The 16,845-nt window shown below is 33.8% G+C and carries 11 protein-coding genes and 1 tRNA gene; 7 read left to right on the forward strand and 5 right to left on the reverse strand.

Annotated elements, in window-relative coordinates; translation table 11 throughout:
- The first annotated feature begins 6 nt into the window (after nucleotides 1-6).
- From ybgF to murJ, 7 genes are all read left to right on the forward strand, one after another.
- Complete coding sequence (gene ybgF / locus B6D18_RS02950; RefSeq protein ID WP_086363066.1) at nucleotides 7-738, forward strand: tol-pal system protein YbgF; 732 nt, start codon at nucleotides 7-9, stop codon at nucleotides 736-738.
- Nucleotides 739-873: 135 nt separating this feature from the next.
- Nucleotides 874-949 (forward strand) — tRNA-Lys (locus B6D18_RS02955).
- Nucleotides 950-1,287: 338 nt separating this feature from the next.
- Nucleotides 1,288-3,405 carry a TonB-dependent siderophore receptor gene (locus tag B6D18_RS02960; RefSeq protein WP_086363067.1) on the forward strand — a complete coding sequence of 706 codons (2,118 nt, stop codon included), beginning with the start codon at nucleotides 1,288-1,290 and terminating at the stop codon, nucleotides 3,403-3,405.
- A 535-nt stretch (nucleotides 3,406-3,940) separates the two neighbouring features.
- Complete coding sequence (locus B6D18_RS02965; protein WP_086363068.1) at nucleotides 3,941-6,205, forward strand: aconitate hydratase; 2,265 nt, start codon at nucleotides 3,941-3,943, stop codon at nucleotides 6,203-6,205.
- A 21-nt stretch (nucleotides 6,206-6,226) separates the two neighbouring features.
- Nucleotides 6,227-7,489, forward strand: coding sequence for an NADP-dependent isocitrate dehydrogenase (gene icd, locus B6D18_RS02970; RefSeq protein WP_086363069.1), 1,263 nt, complete (start codon nucleotides 6,227-6,229; stop codon nucleotides 7,487-7,489).
- Between the two features lie 19 nt (nucleotides 7,490-7,508).
- Nucleotides 7,509-8,864, forward strand: a complete 1,356-nt coding sequence (locus B6D18_RS02975) for a citrate synthase (RefSeq protein WP_086363070.1) — start codon at nucleotides 7,509-7,511, stop codon at nucleotides 8,862-8,864.
- Nucleotides 8,865-9,002: 138 nt separating this feature from the next.
- Nucleotides 9,003-10,541 (forward strand): murein biosynthesis integral membrane protein MurJ, encoded by a 1,539-nt coding sequence (murJ, locus tag B6D18_RS02980; protein ID WP_086363071.1) that lies wholly within the window; start codon nucleotides 9,003-9,005, stop codon nucleotides 10,539-10,541.
- A gap of 1,913 nt (nucleotides 10,542-12,454) precedes the next feature.
- Here the strand turns inward: murJ and dusC are convergent.
- The 5 genes from dusC to B6D18_RS03015 all read right to left on the reverse strand — a co-directional run bounded on the left by dusC (nucleotide 12,455) and on the right by B6D18_RS03015 (nucleotide 16,832).
- Nucleotides 12,455-13,405: a tRNA dihydrouridine(16) synthase DusC gene (gene dusC / locus B6D18_RS02995; RefSeq protein WP_086363074.1), complete on the reverse strand. Its 951-nt coding sequence runs from the start codon at nucleotides 13,403-13,405 to the stop codon at nucleotides 12,455-12,457.
- 2 nt (nucleotides 13,406-13,407) lie between these two features.
- Entirely contained in the window at nucleotides 13,408-14,175 is a 768-nt protein-coding gene (locus B6D18_RS03000) for a molybdopterin-synthase adenylyltransferase MoeB (RefSeq protein WP_086363075.1), read from the reverse strand.
- A 79-nt stretch (nucleotides 14,176-14,254) separates the two neighbouring features.
- On the reverse strand, nucleotides 14,255-15,574 hold the full coding sequence (locus B6D18_RS03005; RefSeq protein WP_086363076.1) for an amidohydrolase: 1,320 nt from the start codon (nucleotides 15,572-15,574) through the stop codon (nucleotides 14,255-14,257).
- 21 nt (nucleotides 15,575-15,595) lie between these two features.
- The gene (locus B6D18_RS03010; RefSeq protein ID WP_086363077.1) at nucleotides 15,596-16,045 is read right to left on the reverse strand and encodes a hypothetical protein; all 450 of its coding nucleotides are present in this window, start codon (nucleotides 16,043-16,045) and stop codon (nucleotides 15,596-15,598) included.
- Nucleotides 16,046-16,055: 10 nt separating this feature from the next.
- Nucleotides 16,056-16,832 (reverse strand): DUF3100 domain-containing protein, encoded by a 777-nt coding sequence (locus B6D18_RS03015; protein WP_086363078.1) that lies wholly within the window; start codon nucleotides 16,830-16,832, stop codon nucleotides 16,056-16,058.
- Between the last annotated feature and the right edge of the window lie 13 nt (nucleotides 16,833-16,845).

Here is a 16,845-nt window from a genome sequence, read left to right on the forward strand (position 1 = left end):
CATAATATGTATAAAAAAATAATCACATTGTCCTTATTTCTTTTGTTTGCAAGTTATGGTTGTGCAGCAGGTAGTTCTGACGTGGATAGAGCAATACAAGCTCAAGCGCAGTTAATCATTCAGAACCAACAAAAGATTAGTGATCTACAATCTGATTTAGATACACTACGTGGCCAATTAGAAGAGACACGGCACCAGCTTAATCAGGCTATTGAACGTCAAAAAATGATTTTGCAGGAAATCGCTAACGGTAATGGTTTCTCTGTAAATAATTCCAATACAGGATCACAAGAAGACAGTTCCGATTCAACTGTAACTTTAGAGCAATCATCTTCAGACTTATCTGGCTGGTCGACATCAGGAAATGATAAAGCTGATTATAATTTCATCATGCAGTTCATAAATGATGACAAACAAAGCGATAATGCTATTGTTGCCTTTCAAAATTTCTTAAAAGCTTATCCAAAGACAAATTATCGTGCAAATGTCAACTATTGGCTAGGTCAACTTTGTTATAAAAAAGGCAAAAAAGATGATGCTTCATTCTATTATGCAACAGTAGTAAAAGATTTTCCTTCTTCACCAAAAGCTGCTGATAGTCTTTATAAAGTAGGTGTTATCTTCCTTGATAAAGGTGATAAAAAAAATGCTAAAACTGTTTTCCAACAAGTGGTAAGTAAATACGCTAAAGATAAAAATGCAGTTAGGCAAGCAAATAAAAAACTGGCATCCTTATAATAAAGTGTATAAATAACCAGCTATCGAATAAAAATAGCAATAAAAGGGTTGCGCCTTTCTACAATTCTAAGTATTATAGCAACCCGAAATTGCTTGAAACAAAAAGTTATTTCACAAGAGTCATATTATCAAAATGGGTTGTTAGCTCAGTCGGTAGAGCAGCGGACTTTTAATCCGTTTGTCGAGCGTTCGAATCGCTCACGACCCACCACTTCTTCTCCATCATTAAAAAAGCAACTCAATTAAAATCAATAGATAAAGCGATGAGAGCGTTTGCGTTCGACAAATTCGTCAAAACTTATTTTTATTATCTTTTATTAAATTTTTTATCATTTCTAAAACTTCCTTAAACTAGTAAGTTGTTTCCTAACTAAAATTAATTAAATTATTCTAATAATATGAATTAATTTCAATAAGATATGTGTTGATAACCAATTTTTAATTAGTTAAAAAATATAAAATAATTTGTAAAGGTAAATAATAATCATTATCATTATTTGTTGTTATTTGGAAATTAATTAGATAACACTGCAAATAATAGGAAAAATAATGAAATTAGTTAATCAATTAGTCTTACCTTGTATATTGGGCTCAGCAGCTTTTATAGTTAACGCCCAAGAAAAAGTTAATGATGATAATGAAATTGAAACTATGAAAGTTGTCGCAACTATTAAGGATAATAATGATCAGCGCATAAAAAAATCATCAACAGCAACTAAAACATCCTTTGATATTAAGGATATACCACAAACGATCAATTCGGTTAATCTTGAACAAGAGAAAATTTATGGACAAAGTGACCTAAGTATTATTGTCAATAAATTGCCTGGTGTTGATGCAACTTATGATATGCGGGATGAAGGCATAAAAATTAGAGGTTTTTCCGCAAGTTCTGGTGATATTTATCGAGATGGTGTTCGTGCGAGCGGACAGGTTAGGCAAAGTACCGCTAATATCGAGCGAATTGAAGTATTAAAAGGGCCTGCCTCGGTACTATATGGCCGAGGTTCTGGTGGCGGAATAATAAATATGATCAGTAAACAAGCCAACTTTGATTCTCCAAAGATATTAAGTATACGTGGTGGATCTTGGGATAAATATGGTGGAATGGTAGATATTAACCATGTTTTACATGATAAGCTTGCGGTACGAATGACCATTGATCATCAATCGGATAAAAGTTTCCGTAAAGGAATTAAACAACGCGATACAATGATTTCTCCAAGTTTATTGTATGATAATTTGGAAGGATTTAATTGGTTAGTGCAATATACTAATGATAAATTATGGCGTAAACCAGATCGGGCTCCAGCTTATTATGATTTACCTAAAGGTGTTTCGATCAAAACAGCTTATTCGCATCCAGATGACTATGTCAAAGATAATTTTAATTCGTTACGTTCGGTAATAGGCTACCAATTTAATCATGATTGGTCTATCAAATTAACAAACTTGTATCGTAAAGCAGATCAAAATTTTGATCATCTTTATGCGGGTACTTATTGTGATCTGAATGGAAAAACTAGTAGAAATACCTCTTGTAACTACCAAGGTAAATTGAAATTCCGTCGAGCATGGCAAGAAACTTCAAACAAAACCTATAGTAATACGCTTGATTTAGCGGGTAAATTTGCTACGGCAAGTATAGCTCATGATATGTTAATCGGAATTGAATATAATATTGAAAAACGACAACCTCGATTAGCTTTAACTAGTGAATATCCAGAAGCGATTGATCCGTTTCATCCTCACTGGAACTCTAAAAAGCCTCGTTACAATAAATTAAGTACTAAGACAAATCATAAAGCTACATCTAAAGGATTATATTGGCAAGATCTCATTAGTTTTACTGAACAATGGAAATTACTGGCAGGATTACGTTATGATAATTATGAGTTTGCTTCGGATAATAAATTAAATCATCAAAGTCGCTCTTATGATGGTCACTCTTTAAGTCCACGGATAGGATTAATTTGGCAGCCAATAGAGTCACAAAGTTTTTATGCTTCTTATAGTAAAAATTTTGCACCTTATGGTGGTCGAGGTTTGATTACCATTGCTACAGATTCTAAGACGGTTTATGATGATAAACCTCAATATTCACGCCAGTATGAAATCGGGATTAAGAGTGATTGGTTTAATGATAAGCTATCTTCTCAAATAGCTCTTTATGACCTTGAACTGTATAATGTTCGTTATCAACCAGATGCCATCAATGCCCCTTATAATTGGCAGGTTAGAGGTAGTGATCAAAGCCAAGGTATAGAATTAAGCGCAATAGGACAATTGAGTAAAAATTGGTATCTCAATAGTGGTATTGGTTATCAACAGGCTAAAGTTCATAAAGATAAAAAAACACCTGATAATAAAGGTAAGTATTTATCTAACACAGCCAAACATAGTGGTCATATTGGTGTTCGCTATTTACCTTACGAGAATTGGTTTACCGAAGTAGAATTTAATTATAAAGGCTCAATGTATAACGATGATAAAAATCTGGTTAAACGTCCCGGTTATGGAACATGGAATGTGGCAGTTGGTTATCAAACACGATCTGTTGATGTAACCTTAGCAGTAACTAATTTATTGGGTAAAGAGTATTGGCGATCAAGTAGTATGCCAGGCACGCCTAGAGCTTTCTTATTAACTGCTAGTTATAAATTATAATTATTGATAAATATTTATCAGAGTTAAATTAAGTTTTAATACATTAAAGAGGGAATAGTATTCCCTTTTTTAATTATTCTTATCTTTTAGCGACTGATTAAATAATTCTGATCTAAAGCACAACTAATTTGAATAATGAGATTAATGCTAAAAAACTTAAAATAAAATTTAGATGTTGTAAAAAAGTCATTTATTAATATCAAAAAACATCCTGTTTTTGTTATTTTATGGCTTCAAAAACCCCTCTCCTCAAAATTTTCACATTATTTTTACTTATGCAATTTGCTAATTTTGAATTTTCTTTAATGTGCATAATATTTAATATTCCGCTAGTATAGAATTTGTACTAGTTAACAAGTCTAAACTAATTACTGCTAATAATATTGATAGTAGCAATTACGATAGGATTGCATAAAATAAAAACAATGCTATATTATGCGAATAATTAATCAAAAAAAAAGAATAAATATTCAATTGTTGCACTTGTGAATAGAGCTTTAAAGGATATTATAATATCAGCAATGGGAGCTTCATTATGGTTTTCGATATTGATTTAATAAAAGGTATTTATCAGAGTTATCCACAAAAAATTGATGTTATCCGCCAGAAAATTGGAAAACCATTAACATTGACGGAAAAAATTCTCTATGCTCATCTTGCCGAAGATGAAGAACTGAAAGCTTATAAAAGGGGGGAGGATTACGTAAATTTTTCACCTGATCGGGTTGCAATGCAAGATGCAACTGCGCAAATGGCTTTATTACAACTGATGAATTCTGGACGTAAACGAGTTGCTGTTCCATCAACAGTTCACTGTGATCACCTGATACAAGCCTATAAAAATGCTCATGATGACCTGATTATTGCTGAAAGTAATAACCATGAAGTTTATCAGTTTTTACGTGATGTATCGAACAAATATGGTATTGGATTTTGGAAACCTGATGCCGGAATTATTCATCAAGTGGTACTTGAAAATTATGCCTTTCCGGGTGGAATGATGATTGGTACTGATTCACACACACCAAATGCTGGTGGTTTATCGATGATTGCTATTGGTGTTGGTGGGGCTGACGCGGTTGATGTTATGGCTGGTATGCCATGGGAATTGAAAATGCCGAAAATCATCGGTGTAAAATTAATTGGGAAATTATCCGGTTGGGCCTCTCCCAAAGATGTCATCTTAAAGTTGGCTGGAATACTAACCGTCAAAGGAGGCACCAATTCAATCATTGAATATTTTGGAGAGGGTACTGAGTCGTTGTCTGCTACTGGTAAAGCTACGATTTGTAATATGGGGGCTGAAGTAGGAGCGACCACTTCAATATTTCCTTATAGCCAAAAATCAGCTGATTATCTAACCATGACCGGTCGTCAAGAGGTAGTTGATTTAGCAAATACATTAATCTCTTGTTTTAATCCTGATGCAGCTGTTTTAGATGCTCCAGAAAGCTATTATGATCAAGTTATCGAAATTGATTTGTCGACGTTAGAGCCTTATGTAAATGGTCCATTTACACCTGACTTAGCTTATCCAATTTCACAGCTAGCAAACGCAGTTCAACAACATGATTATCCTGATAATATGGAGGTAGGTCTTATTGGTTCATGTACTAACTCTTCATATGAAGACATGATGCGAGCTGCTTCTGTAATCGATAGTGCCAATAAATTAGGCTTAAAAGTAAATGCAAAACTAATTATTAATCCTGGTTCAGAACAAGTTAAATATACTTCTAAACGTGATGGTATTTTGCAGTGTTTTGAACAAGCAGGAGCAGATATTATGGCTAATGCCTGTGGTCCTTGTATAGGCCAATGGCGTCGTGATGATGTTGCCGATGAGCACAAAAATTCGATAGTTACTTCGTTTAATCGTAATTTTGCTAAACGAAATGATGGTAGTCCAAACACTTATGCATTTGTGTGTTCGCCCGAAATTGTTGTTGCATTATCGATTGCTGGTAAATTAAGTTTTAATCCAATAACTGATGAACTAATTAATGATAAAGGTGAAAAAGTTAAGCTGCCGGAACCTATCGGTGATGAGTTACCAAAACGAGGATTTGCTGTCGATGATGCCGGATATATAAAGCCAATTGCTGATGGTGGTTCGGTTGAAGTAAATATCGATCCGCATTCTGAACGTTTACAACAGCTTGCACCTTTTTCTCCATGGGATGGTAAAGATATTCTCTGCCAACCATTGTTGATTAAAGCAACGGGTAAATGTACCACAGACCATATTTCAATGGCCGGTAAATGGTTAAAATTCCGCGGTCATCTAGATAATATTTCGAATAATATGTTAATTGGTGCTGTTAATGCCTTCAATCAAAAAACCAATAGTGTTTTAGATACTCAATCTGGTGATTATATTGAAGTACCTGCTTTGGCTCGTAAATTAAAAGCGCAAGGAATGGGTTCTATAGTAGTAGCCGAAGAGAATTATGGAGAGGGGTCATCTCGCGAGCATGCTGCAATGGAGCCTCGTTTTTTGAATGTTAAAGCAATTGTCGTTAAATCTTTCGCTCGTATCCATGAAACGAATCTGAAAAAACAAGGTATGTTAGCGCTAACTTTTGTTAATAAGGATGATTACAACAAAATTCAAGAAGATGACCAAATCAGCATTACTGGACTTAGTGATTTTGCTCCAGGTAAAAATCTAACATTAACCCTTCATCATCATGATGGTAGCATAGAATCTTTTGCTGTTGCACATACTTACAATCACGCACAAATTGAGTGGTTTAAAGCGGGTAGTGCATTAAATAAGCTAAAAGAAGAATTTAAGTAACAGATAAGAGGAAGAGACAATATGAATCAGCAAGTTTCAATTGAAAATGGACAATTAGTCGTCCCAAATCATCCAACTATTCCTTTTATTGAAGGTGATGGTGTTGGCAAAGAGATTTGGCAGGCTGCTCAAACAATTTTTGATAAAGCTATTGAAAAAGCTTATCAAGGTAAGCGTAGTATTCAATGGAAAGAAGTACTTGCTGGCGAAAAATCATATAACCTAAATGGTACATGGCTTCCAGATGATACCATGAATGCTTTTAAACATTATCTTGTTGGTATCAAAGGGCCATTAATGACACCTGTTGGTGGTGGGATCCGTTCACTTAATGTTGCGTTACGACAAGAATTAGATCTTTATGTCTGTTTACGCCCTGTGCGCTGGTTTAAAGGGGTTGAATCACCATTAAAGCATCCTGAAAAGGTCAGTATGACGATTTTCCGTGAAAATACCGAGGATATTTATGCCGGGATTGAATGGCAACAAGGTACTGCTGAAGCTGAAAAGTTCTATCATTTTTTATCTGAACAAATGCAAGTGAGCAAAGTACGTTTTCCTAATACATCAGCTTTTGGTGTTAAACCTGTTTCAATTGAGGGATCGGAACGTTTAATTCGATCTGCCATTAACTATGCACTACAACATAAATTACCGTCGGTTACTTTAGTTCATAAAGGTAATATTATGAAATTTACTGAAGGTGGATTTAAGCAATGGGGCTATGAACTTGCGGAAAGAGAATTTTCTGACGCGGTGTTCACCATTAATCAATATGGCAAAATTCAAAAAGCCGAGGGTAAGGCTGCAGCTGAACAAGCATTACAAACCGCTAAATCAGCCGGTAGATTAATCATAAAAGATGTTATTTGTGATGCGTTCTTACAAAATACCTTATTAAAACCGGAAGATTATTCTGTTGTTGCAACATTAAACCTTAATGGTGATTATGTTTCTGACCAGCTAGCTGCGATGGTAGGAGGAATAGGTATAGCACCAGGCGCTAATATTAACTATTTAACCGGACATGCTATCTTTGAGGCAACCCACGGAACTGCCCCGGATATAGCTGGTCAAAATCAAGCTAATCCATCATCACTATTATTATCTGGCGTAATGATGTTTGAATATTTAGGATGGCATGAAGTTGGACAACTAATTACTAATGCTATGGAAAGCTTATTTCAATCAGGCAAAGCAACTGCAGATTTAGCGCGCTTTATGCACAATGGACAATCACTATCAACAACCCAATTTACTCAAGCAGTAATTGATAAATTATAGTTCAAAAGGGAGGTGATTAATGAAAGAAAAGTTTTTGGTTTATAAATTATCGGAAACGATTAAAAACACGAGCAAAATTGAATCACAGCTATTTGAACAATTTAATGTAAAACGTGGATTGCGTAATGCCGATCATACTGGCGTTTTGGTAGGATTAACTAAAATTGGCGATGTACTAGGTTATGAACGCTTAGATGATGGTTCATTGAAACCCATCGCAGGTAAATTATTGTACCGTGGTATTGATATTGAAGAATTAGTACATAATGCACAAAAAGAACAACGTACAGGTTTCGAAGAGACTATTTATTTACTCTTATCTGGTTCTTTGCCCGATAAAGAAGAATTACGTGATTTCTCACGTTTACTTTGTGAATCAATGGCATTAGAAAAGCAAACCAAGATTGCAATTATGGAGCTTGAAGGGCACGATGTAATGAACATTTTGGCTCGAACTGTTCTAGAAATGTATACTTATGATTCACAGCCAGATGATACTTCTCGCGATAATTTAATGCGTCAATCCATAGATCTGATTGCAAAATTTCCAGCTATTATTGCGTATGCTTATAATATGTTAAGCCATAGCGCTAAAGGTAAATCCTTACATATTCGCCATCCTCATGAGGATTTCTCAATTGCGGAAAATTTTCTTTATATGATGAAAGGATCAGGAGGATATACAGAGTTAGATGTAAGAGTACTTGATTTAGCGATGATTATTCATGCTGAGCATGGTGGTGGTAATAACTCGACCTTTACCGTTCGGGTAACAAGTTCAACTGGTACTGATACATACTCATCAATTGCCGCCGGGATTGGATCATTGAAAGGCCCATTACATGGTGGAGCAAATTTACAAGTCGGAAAAATGCTTAAACATCTTGCTGATGAGATTAAAAATTGGGCTGATGTAAATGAAATTGATGCTTATTTACAACGTATTTTAAATAAAGAGGTCTTTGATCAAAAAGGGTTAATTTATGGTATTGGTCATGCTGTTTATACGGTATCAGATCCTCGGGCAATGTTACTAAAAGAGATGGCATATAAACTCGCTCAAGAAAAAGGCCGTGAAAAAGAGTATAACTTCTTAAATTTATTAGAAGAACGAGCTATTCATGCAGTGGTGAATCGTAAAAATGCCAGAACCAAAAAACAAGTCTGTGCTAACGTCGATTTTTATTCTGGTTTTGTTTATGACATGATTGGCTTACCTAAAGAAGTGTATACACCATTATTTGCTATGTCGCGAATTGTAGGTTGGTGTGCTCATCGTATTGAAGAACTTAATTTTGATGATCGTCGAATTATACGTCCAGCCTATAAAAACATTGGTCAACTTATGTCATTTATACCTTTAAAAGATCGTTAGTTTATTTACCGTCAGTATTCTCTGACGGTAGCTGTTAAAAATATTGCTTATTAAAAAATCATGGTGATTTAGAACAATAGTTTGTAGACTATGCCTAATTAATCGTTTTTGGCTATGTACTTTGTACATAAATTATATATGAATCTTTTAAAATCTTTAGCTACAGTTAGTTCAATGACAATGGTATCACGCGTTTTAGGCTTTGTTCGTGATGCAATTATTGCCCGTTTTTTTGGTGCAGGAATGGCAACTGATGCCTTTTTTGTTGCTTTCAAATTACCAAACTTGCTTCGCCGTATTTTTGCCGAAGGTGCATTTTCACAGGCGTTTGTACCAATTTTAGCTGAATATAAAAATCAACAAGGTATTGAGGCATCACGTACTTTTGTGGCTTATGTCGCTGGGCTACTAACGTTAGTATTAGCTATTGTTACCTTAATTGGTGTTATAACTGCACCTTTTATAATAATGTTAACTGCCCCCGGATTTATGCAAGATTCAACTGAAAAGTTTGAGCTTGCTACTGTGATGTTGAGAATAACATTTCCCTATATCTTTTTTATTTCACTTGCATCATTAGTTGGTGCCATACTTAATACTTGGAATCGTTTTTCTGTTCCTGCGTTTGTACCAACTTTACTTAATTTAAGTATGATAGTTTGTACATTATTTTTAACTCCTTATTTTAATCCTCCGGTACTTGCACTTGCTGTTTCGGTAGTTATTGGTGGTATTTTACAACTGCTTTATCAGCTACCATATTTAAAAAAGATTGGTATGTTAGTTTTGCCACGGATTAGTTTTAAAGATAGTGGTGTTTGGCGAGTATTAAAACAAATGGGTCCTGCAATTTTAGGTGTTTCGGTTGGTCAAATATCGTTAATCATTAACACAATATTTGCATCATTCTTAATTTCTGGTTCTGTTTCTTGGATGTATTATGCTGACCGACTTATGGAATTTCCTGCCGGTGTACTCGGTGTGGCACTAGGGACTATTTTATTGCCATCTTTAGCTAAAAGTTTTGCTAAAGGTGACCACAAACAATATTCAGAGCTATTAGATTGGGGGCTTCGTCTCTGCTTTTTATTAGCTTTGCCAAGTACTGTAGCATTAGGTGTTATTTCAAAACCATTAATATCAACTCTTTTCGAGTATGGGCAATTTACTTTGAATGATACGTTAATGACTCAACGTGCATTAATTGCGTATTCAATTGGTTTACTAGGGCTGATTTTAATTAAAGTATTGGCTCCTGCGTTTTATTCCAGACAAGATATTAAAACCCCCGTTAAAATAGCTATTGTCACTTTGATATTAACTCAGTTAATGAATTTGGCATTTATTGGGCCATTACAACATGCAGGACTTTCATTATCAATTGGGCTTGCTGCTTGTTTTAATGCCGGTTTATTATTTTGGCAATTGCGTAAAAAGAATCTTTATCAACCTCAACCTGGCTGGTATCGATTTTTAATCAAGGTAATTATTGCTGTTATATTGATGTCTTTTACTTTGTGGTTTGGTGCACAGTTATTACCCGATTGGTCAACTGGCTCAATGTTAGCCAGAGTCGGACGGTTATTACTGTTGGTTATTATCGGTATTTTTATCTATTTTGGAACACTGGCTTTAATGGGTTTTAAAATAAAGCATTTTATTAAACGAATTGAATAAATATAGATAATAAGGACGTTAAATGGAGAAAGCATCTTTTTTTAAATTGTCGATAATAGGATGTACAATTAATTTGTTTCTGAGTTTTTTATTGATTATCTTGTATTACTCTTATCTACCAGATATAGGTTTTTCACAAGAATCACTTTGGGATTATCTTAACTCCGTTAACTTATTAGATTCGTTTTTTTTATATCAATTTTTCGAAGCGTTATGGCTTTTTGGATTATTAACATTATTTTTTCATTTTAATAATATTTATCTTGTTAACATACATAATGTCCTTTTATTAATGCTATTAATATTAATATATTCAGGCATCACTATTTGTATATGGTGTTTTTTTGACACTTATATTGATGTGCTATCTTCTTCATCACAGCGTATATTATGTTATTCTGCATTCACTTTTCTTCATTATATTTTTTATTCTGTATTTCTGTATTATTTGATTAAATTATCAAAAAAATTTTTTTTTAAACATCGGCAAGCTTTTCGTTTAACGCCCCAAAATAGTAGTTTAATTCATGCGATACTTTTTTTAGCATTTATTTGTCCAATTTTTTATAGTGGATTTCAAATAATTGAAGTTTTTTGTGATAAATATGTTAATCCTAATTTAAAATTTATTTTTGTTCTTTTTATACTATTTTGTATGCGTGCTAGTAAAAAAAATTTCATGATTTCTTTTGATGAATTTCAATATGAAAGGTTGTTTAAAAGTGTATTCGTATCCAGTATCTTGTTGTTACTTAATGTTTTAATTTTTTTACTTCTTAGAGGAAAGCCTAGAAGTTTTTATTTTGATTATTACTCGTTAATCTTAGATTATGTTAAACTGCTTTTTTTAGTTGTACTTTTTCTTTTATTAACTTATCTAATTTTAAATAAAGTGACTAAATATTATTTTTTAAAATTTGATAGTAAAAAAGAATGAATGAAAGGAAATGAAATGAAATGCAATATACATATGGAAAAGAGTTTTTTTAAGCTACCGTTGATAGGCTGTTTAATTTACTTTTTAATAAGCATATTATTGAATATATTTGCTTTATTTTCACAAGCAGATATTTTATTGCCACAAAGTCTATTTTGGCATCTTTTTTTTAATTCATCATTCTTTTTGCGAATTCTTTTAGATGTTTGTTTGGTTGAAATTCTATGGACGTTTGGTATTTTAACGTTATTTCTGTATTCAGCCCACATTAATATAGTTAATAGAATTAATGTCATTTCATTAATCATTTTAATGTCGATTTATTCAATTATAGCTTATTTTATTTCGATAAATACTAACATCCACTTGCAAACTCTATCGCCGTTCGAACAAATATTTCTTAGCATAACCTTTGCTATTATTCGATATTTACTTGAAGCTTTGCTGTTATATTATTTAATTGAATTCTCTAAAGGGTATTTTGTTAAAAGCCCAAATAAGTTTCTTTTAACTGAAAAGAATCACTCACAAATTCATCATATTGTTTTTTCTACTTTTAGCTGTTTTATATTATTGAAAGGTTATATTTTGGAAAGTAACGCTTTTACAGCGCTATTTTCCGGTACATTACATAATTATTTAGCGGCTATTTATTTGTTTGCAGTATTACTAGGTCTTATCGTAAGTAAGCGGAATTTTACGATTTTCTCTAATAAAATTCGATATGGAAAACTTGTTAAAAGCATATCAATATCAAGTATTTTGATTTTATCGGTGATTTTTATTGTCTTTAGTTTTATCGATAATAATCCATCAAAATATTATGTTGATTCATTTAATGCTATTTTTAATAGTATTCATAAATTGTTTTTGTTGTTATTGTTTAGTTCATTAATTTGCATAATTCTTAATATCACTACTCAATATCATTTTAATAAGACACGAAATATAGACAATAAAATCGATTAGATTACCTCTAATTAGCTAGGCGGTTTTTCAGGAATTCGCAGATATCATTTTGTGATTTTAGTTGCCTGATTTCAGGTAATAATATTGATGCTTGTGGGTAATATTGCCTTAAATAAGCTAACCACTGCTTTATCCTAGCCGAATGGTAAAGTGGTTTAACATCTTCGATTGATGTCATTGCATAACGAAGTAGTAATTGCATTACTTGATGCCAATTTAATGGTGAATGATTAAAACGAATTGTGTTGGCTAAATTAGGAATATTAAGTATTCCTCGACCTAGCATAATGTCATTTGTATGACTTTGTGTTATGCAATTTTTAGCATCTTCAGCAGAAAATATTTCACCATTAGCAATAACAGGAATGGTTAATTTTTGTTTAATTTTACCAATAGTTGGCCAATCAATTTTCTCGGCTTTATATCCATCTATTTTGGTTCGTCCATGAATAGCAATTTCATTAGCGCCAGCTTGTTCAATTGCTTTGGCTATTTCGTAACAGTGAGATTTATCATCCCAACCTAATCGAATTTTAACCGATAAAGTTGGGATAGAGCCAATTGCTGTCCTAACCTGCGTTACAATCTTCAATATTTGCTCGGGATATTGTAATAAATAAGCACCGCCATGGCTGCCAACAACGGTTTTAGCAGGACAACCAAAATTGATATCTATGCCATAAGAACCTAGTTCAAGCGCTTTAATGGCATTTTCTGCCATCCATTCAGGAGATTGTCCTAATAGTTGAACTCGGACTGGTGTTCCTGATAAGGTTTTTCCTTCATTATAAAGTTCTGGACATAGTCGATAAAAAGTTCGGTTTGATAATTTATGCTGGGTTACTCTTACAAATTCAGTTACACAATAATCAAATTGATTGATTTCGGTCAATATTTGCCGCACATGATAATCAAGAACCCCTTCCATTGGTGCTAAAATGATACGATTTATTTGCATTTTCAATCCTGTTTAGCATGTTGGTTTCCACACACAATACAATTAGTTTGTTTAGTAAATATGACTTGGTTAAATTCCATTGTCATACTATCAATCATTAGAACTCGACCAATTAAAGGCTTTCCATAATTGGTAAGTACTTTGATTGCCTCTAGAGCTTGCATTGAACCGAACATACCAACTAATGGTGCCATTACACCCGCTTCAATACAAGTCAGCTGGTTTTGCCCAAATAATTGACTTAAGCATTGATAGCATGGTTGATTCTCTTGATAATTGAATACAGTGAGTAAACCTTCCATGCGGATTGCTGCACCAGAAATTAATGGTTTCTTTTCGATAAAACAACAGCGATTAATTTGTTCACGGCTGGTTAAATTATCGGTGCAATCAATAACGATATCATGTTGTTTGATTAGAGAAATTAGCTCATTATCGCTTAGTTTCTGATTAATTGTTTCAATAATCATATCGGCATTAATATTACATAATGCTTGTTTTGCGACTTCAACCTTATACTGATTTATTGATTGTTGAGTATATAAAATTTGTCTATTTAAATTCGACGCTGATACTTTGTCAAAATCAATCAATGTTAGTTTACCGATGCCTGATGCTGCTAAATAGACGGCAGCGGCACAACCTAACCCGCCTAATCCTATAATTAATGCTGTACTATCTTTTAGTATTTGCTGCTTGTCGATATCGAATCCATGCAAAGTGATTTGTCGGTTGTAGCGTAGCAATTCTTGATCAGAAAGCGTTAACATATGAAGTGATAGTTATAGTTGATAATGATTTGTATAGTATAACAAAAACTTGGCACATGATTGTGCCAAGTTTTTAACTTTATTTATCAAAACCAGATAGGAATGTTAAATATTCTTCTTTTGTCATAAGTGGCTTGTAATTTGCCATTAGTGTTTGAGCTGATTCAGCATCATCATAAAGTAAATCAATAATGGTACAGGCCATCATTTGGGCAGGGCGGATATAAGCCATATCTTCATCAAATACTGTGTAATCTTTACCATGTAACACGCCTCTAACCGAACCAATCCAAGGATGACTTACTGGCATAATATGCGATAGATCACCTGTGTCGGTACTTCCTGTCATATGAGGTGCAATTGAAACATTTTCTTCACCAATTAAATTTTCAGCATTTTGTTTTAGAAAATCATTGAGTGTTGGATTATTATTTAATGGCAGATAACCTGGAAGATCTTTAATTTCACAAGTAGCACCAACAGCCATTGCTCCTGCCTTTAGTGCTTGATTAATTCTTTCATTAGCGTCAATCATGGCTGGTACATTACCTGCTCGCACATAACTTTCCATTCTTACATCGCTTGGTACAACATTTACTAAATCACCACCTTGGGTAATAATTGGATGAAAACGAATATAATCTTTTTCTTGAAATGTTTCACGGATAGCATGTACACCCATCATTCCCATCATAGCTGCATTTAATGCATTTACACCAGCATGAGGAGCTGCGGCAGCATGGGATGCTTCACCTTTATATTTAATTAGTTTACCAATAAAGCCATTGCTTGTAGTTGAGATCTCAATAAAACCATCTTGGCGTTCATTGGGTACACTGGTTAAATGGATTTGTAATGCCATATCAACATCATCAAAATCACCGCGAGAAATTAATTCTGGTTTACCACCAATATATTTAATCTTACCTTCTTCTATTAATCGATTTCGATAAGTAATTTCAACATATTCTTCGGCAGGAACGGCAAATGGTACTACATCACCAGCTAAAAACTCCATTGCTCCTGAGTCAATTAGTCCCATAGTGACAGCCATCATATTAGCGATTTGCGCATTATGTCCACAGCAGTGAGCAGCGCCGGATGTTTCATCAGCAGCAGGGTGGTCAGCACAAATAATCGCATCAAGCTCACCAATAACCGCTACACTATATTTGCTACCTTTACCACCTTTAAGACGACCTTTCACACCGGTTAAGGCTAATTTATTTTTAAAAGGAACACCTAATTTCTCAAAAGCATCTTCTACTTTTTTAGCGGTTTTATGTTCTTTGTAGCCAAGCTCTGGTTCTGACCAAATTGCCTCAGCAATTGACTTGATATCTGTTTTTCGATTTGCAATTGCATCGCAAACTTTTTTCTTTAGTTCTTCTTTTGTCATAAATAAAATCCTTATCTAAATTTAGATAACGCCTTCCCAGTGTAGTGTGACTTGAGCAATTATAGCAGCAAAAATAAATGTACCAGAAAAAACAGCTAAAGATACGGGAATAATGCGCCAAGAGATATTTTTAAATAGTGCAAGATCTTTACCGATAGCTAATCCAGCATAGGCAAGTATAGGCGTACAAACAGCAGTTAATGTCACTTGATCTGTAATTGCAACCAATTCTTTATGGTATGGGAATATAGGTGAAGAAGCTACGGCAGCAACAACCGATACCCATAAAATTACTGGAAATTTTTTAAGTCCTGGTAACTTACTTAATAAAAATCCTACAATGGATATAATAACTAGCACTGCTAATGCTTCAAGCGACGAAATAATATCAATTTTATAACCCACACTGTTTCCAGCAGCCATAATAATGGCAACTAAAATAAGCACAAAAATTGTTTCTAAAATCTTCATTTTTGGATCCTTATTTATTACGTCGAAGACGGGCTAACGAGTTATACATAAAAGAAGCAAAAGGTAAAGAAAAGAGCGTATAAATATATATACCAACCATACTAGACATTAAATTTGCTGTTGATGCATAAGCGTTAATTTTTTCTGATAAATCTGGATATAAATCAATTATCGGGGCAAGTGATGCCGCCACCATGCTTCCACTTCCTACGCCAGCTCCCATGGCTAAAGCATAAGGATGAAGAATATCCAAATGAGCTATTAGACTAGCAAGAATGCTCAACCAAATTGCACCATAAAGAGTACCACATATATACATAGCCATTACACCCCGACCTTCGGGTGAATCTAAACCATATTTATCTGCTACAATGGCTATATTGGGTTCACGGGCAACGGAATAGGTCGCCCCAACAGCTTCTCGTTTCATACCTAAGATCATTGCTAATGGTAGGCCCAGTAAAATGGTTCCGGCAAAATGACCTAATTCTTGAAAGATTAGAGCTAATTTAGCATCTGCTAAAATCATATCAATTTGGGGACCCACTGCTACACCAAGTTTTGCAACAAGTAACATTAATGTAACCATCATTACAAGACTTGCATTTAGCATATTTTTGTTGGTAAATATTTTTAATTTAGGGAAGCTGATGATGCCACCAAAAATCATTGCATATAGCATTGGAAAAACTGCAATAATCCATATAGTTTGTTTGCCGATAAGTTCACTAATAATTACTACTAAAAAGGCAATTAAATGCAATTTATAGTCTCGTAAAACTTCCATTCTTGCTCCTTCT

It is taken from the genome of Gilliamella sp. A7 (assembly GCF_002142015.1).
In the GTDB taxonomy this organism is placed as follows: domain Bacteria; phylum Pseudomonadota; class Gammaproteobacteria; order Enterobacterales; family Orbaceae; genus Gilliamella; species Gilliamella apis_A.